At 68.9% G+C, this 3,700-nt stretch carries 3 protein-coding genes and 1 pseudogene; all 4 read left to right on the forward strand.

All coding sequences use genetic code 11. The features are described from left to right. Nucleotides 1–1,287, forward strand: a 1,287-nt coding sequence (locus tag MJ785_RS19625) for an RAMP superfamily CRISPR-associated protein (protein WP_239382186.1), incomplete at its 5' end; no start/stop codon positions are given. Further along, complete coding sequence (gene csx19, locus MJ785_RS21985) at nucleotides 1,284–1,640, forward strand: CRISPR-associated protein Csx19 (RefSeq protein WP_255727665.1); 357 nt, start codon at nucleotides 1,284–1,286, stop codon at nucleotides 1,638–1,640. The genes MJ785_RS19625 and csx19 (MJ785_RS21985), both read left to right, overlap by 4 nt. Continuing rightward, a complete protein-coding gene (gene csx19 / locus MJ785_RS21990) occupies nucleotides 1,607–2,014 on the forward strand; it encodes a CRISPR-associated protein Csx19 (RefSeq protein WP_255727666.1) in 408 nt (135 codons plus the stop codon). The genes csx19 (MJ785_RS21985) and csx19 (MJ785_RS21990) overlap by 34 nt, the downstream gene beginning before the upstream one ends. Further along, a pseudogene (locus MJ785_RS19635) lies at nucleotides 2,011–3,700 on the forward strand (RAMP superfamily CRISPR-associated protein); the annotation flags it as partial. The gene csx19 (MJ785_RS21990) and the pseudogene MJ785_RS19635, both read left to right, overlap by 4 nt.

Genomic DNA, 3,700 nt, shown 5'->3' on the forward strand with positions numbered 1-3,700 from the left:
ATCCCCCGCGGCGCCTATCTCCGCCTTGGGATCGATCTGGAGTCCCCGGCGAAGGACCGCGATGCCGACCCGGCGACGGCCATGCTCGGCGGGCTGCTCCTCGCCCTGGAAGGTGGTGGTGTCCGGCTCGGCGCGGCCCGCACCCGCGGTCTCGGCTCGGTCATTCTCGACGGTAAACCAGAGATCATCGAACAGCGTTTCGACAGCCTCGACGGGCTCCTCGGCGCGCTCGGCCTGGTGACGGCACCCGCGACCAGCCCACTCACCCCGCAGGACCTCGGTGGCACCGGACCGCATGCCGATCTGCTCAGCATAAAGATCACCTGGCATCCAGTCTCGCCGGTGATGGTGCGCAGCGGGGTCGACGGGTTCGCGATCAACGCGCTCCCCCTGGTCAGCGGGATCAAAGGAGATGATCAGGTCGCGCTCGTCCTGCCCGGGAGTTCGATCAAGGGCGCGCTGCGCTCGCACGCGGAGAGCATTGAGCGGACCGCCCGCGGCGTCGACGCCCCTCATCCGCTGGAAGCACAGGCCGGACCTGCGCGATCGGAGCGGTTCCGGGCGCAGCTCGACCAGCTCGCCGCCGTCAACGCCCTGTTCGGCTCCGCCGGCAAGCCGGCTAAGGAGAGTACCGATGATGGCGCGCCACACTGGGGGGCCGGAGCGCTCGGTGCCGACGACTGCTACGCAACGGCCCAACCGATCCCCGGTGACATGTGGCGCGCGCTCAACGGTGCCCGCGTCGAGGGTCTGGCAGACCCGCCGACGGATCGCCCGACACGATCGTGGGAGAAGAGCCGGGCCCAACTACCGGCGGACGTCCGGGAACGGTTCAAACGGCTCGGCATGGACCAGGCCGACCACGTCGCTATTGACCGGTGGACGGGTGGCGCCGCCGACAAACGGCTCTTCAGCACCCTGGAACCGCATCATGTCAGCTGGGAGCAGTTGAAACTGACTGTTGACCTGCGGCGGTTGCGCCAGTTCGCCCAGGATGGCCTGGACAAACCCGCTCTCGCGCTGCTGCTGTTCGTCCTTCGGGACCTGTGCGCCGGGCGGATGCGGTTCGGGCACGGCGTCAACCGCGGCCACGGCGATATCACGGTGAAAGCCATCGAGATCAGCGGCTTTCCCACGGCCAGAGCCACCTACAACAATCTTGACGAGCTGCTCGCGGAACCAGCCGTCGCAGAGTGCGCCCAGCACTGGCGCGAGTACCTCCAGCACGACCAGCACGACCAGCACGACCAGCACGACCAGCACCAGGTGGACGGGAGCCGAGCATGATGGCCGACACGAGCGTGACCCTCTACTCCGCCACATCCGAAAAGATCGCACTGGCCGACGCGATCCGCCTGATCGGCCTGGGCGGCGACCTCGGCGACCTCGGTGACACCGTGGCGCTGCTGGCAAGCCCGCAGGCGTACACGGTGGCCCGGCTGTCCGCTGGTCGCCTCACCGACTCCGAGAAGCCGATCGAGCTTCCTGCTGCCGGGTCCGATGCCGTGTTCGAAGCCCGGATCTTCAACCGGGACGCCGAGCTGCGCTGGCTGCACACGGGCGCAGGCGTCGGCACCGCGGTCATCCTCTCGGAATCCCCGGATCCGTGCGCCCGGTTCGCCGAGCCCTCGACCTGCTGACGGCTGTTGACACGATCGAAAACAGGTACCTGCTGTGGGGCCGGCCGCTAGCTCGGTCGCTGCCTCCACATGATGAGCCCAGCTCTTCCGCGGTCCAGGCCGCCGAGCCCCGGTGGGTCCGGCTGGCCGAGGCCCGGATCGGCCTGCTCGACGTGCCGCTACCGCGGGCGCCCCGCACGGACGAATGCGTCTACCTGCGGACCGTCGAGTACGTGACCACCGAGCCTGAGCACGGCAACGCCAGTGTCACCGAGGAACGTCTCGTCGAACTGTTCCTCGCGATGCCCAGGCCGTCCGACGCCACCAGCGGCACCAGCACCAGCACCAGCACCCATGGCCCGCAGTCCCGACGTCTCCCGGAGGCGACCAGATGAGCAGCCGATTCGGCACGATCGCATGGAAGACGACCGCGGACGGCGCCCGCAAGCTCGTCATCATCGAGGACGGCGCGGGTGAGCGGCGCTTCGAACGCCGTTTCCTGGACGAGGCGCTGGCCGGGCTGAGCGATGACGATCTCGCTGACCGGTCCGTCGAGTTCGACTGGACGGGCGGCCGGGCCAAGCGCATCCGGGCCAAGGGCACCGCCGCCACGGTTGTGGCCGCATCCTGGCCTGCCGCGACGCCCACCCCACAGCCCGCCCGAACGCCCGACCGGCCGGTGACCCGCCAGCCCCCGCGGCACATGGCACCGGCGCGGCCGGCCAGACAGGCGACTAGCGCCGAACGCCAGCGAGAGACGCCGTACCGCGCACCGGATCCGCTGAACGCGTTCATCAACCCGTACGGGTTCATCCCGGCATCGCAGCGCGACCCTTCGCACGAGACGCTCGGCGACGTGGGCGGCACCCTGACCGACCGCGGACGCCTGCCCGGCCACGATCGGCTCCGGGCGGACCGCTGGTCGGGCACGATCGGCGTCACCCTCACGGTCGCCACGCCGCTGCTGCTCCTGGACACCCCCCAGGTCAAACGTGAAGAAAACGGACATTCGACCTACGGTGTCCTGGAACGGATGGTGACCTCGGTCGACGGCAAAGCGGAACGGCGCCCGCACCTGCCGTCGACGAGCGTGAAGGGCATGCTGCGCAGCGCCTACGAGGCCGTGACCAACTCCCGCTTCGGAGTGTTCACCGGCCACGATGCCCGGCTGGGCTACCGGATGGCCGCCCGCGACGGGCTCGCGTCCATCCCGGCGCGCGTCATCGGCAACGACGACGCCGCCGAGATCGAACTGCTGCCCGGGACGACGCCCGCGGGCCACCAGGGCCGGCACGGTGCACCGATGCACGCGGCCTGGCTGCCGGCCTACTGGAAACCGGAGGGGTCGAAGCACGTCCGCTCCGACCAGAGCGATTTCAACATCGTGATGCCGGTGCACGGCACGGCGGTGCGGGCATACATCCAGCTCGTCCAGCATCACCGGTGGGACCGCCGGTCGGCCACGCATACGCCGGACTTCCAGCTGTGGTGGGTGCGCTCGCTCGCCGAGCCCGGCCAGGAACCACCTCGGGTGCCGCTGCGGACGTCCCGCCAGAAGGGGGCGTCATGGTACGAGCCGATCGGCCCGGAGAAGGTCGTCGACGGCTGGGTGTGCGTGACGAACCGGAACATCGACCGCAAGCATGACGAGCGGGTCTTCTTCTACGACGCCGACGACGACCTGCGGGAAACATTTAAACTGGATGAGCGGTTGCGCCGCATCTGGCACGACATCATCCTCGGTTATCGCGACGCACATCGGCCCGGTGAGCTGAAGGACCCGGACCCAGAAAATCTGGAGAAGAAGGTCTCAAGTCGTCATCTGCTTCTGCCGGACAGCGCGAAGCCGGACGCACTTAAGGACGGCAATCTGCTCTACGTCCGACTGGATGCCCGTGGTGAGATCGACAGCCTGTATCCGGTGACGATCGCGCGAGAGTTGTTCAGCGTCGCACCGATCGACCTGCTCGATCGCTCGCTACGGCCCGCGGACACGATCAGCGAGCTGTCCCCGGCGGACCGGGTGTTCGGCTGGGTCCGTACCGAGGACCGCGGCACCAGCGACCGCGACAGCAGCAAGA

The sequence above is a fragment of the Protofrankia sp. CiT1 genome, assembly GCF_917627335.1.
GTDB lineage: Bacteria > Actinomycetota > Actinomycetes > Frankiales > Frankiaceae > Protofrankia.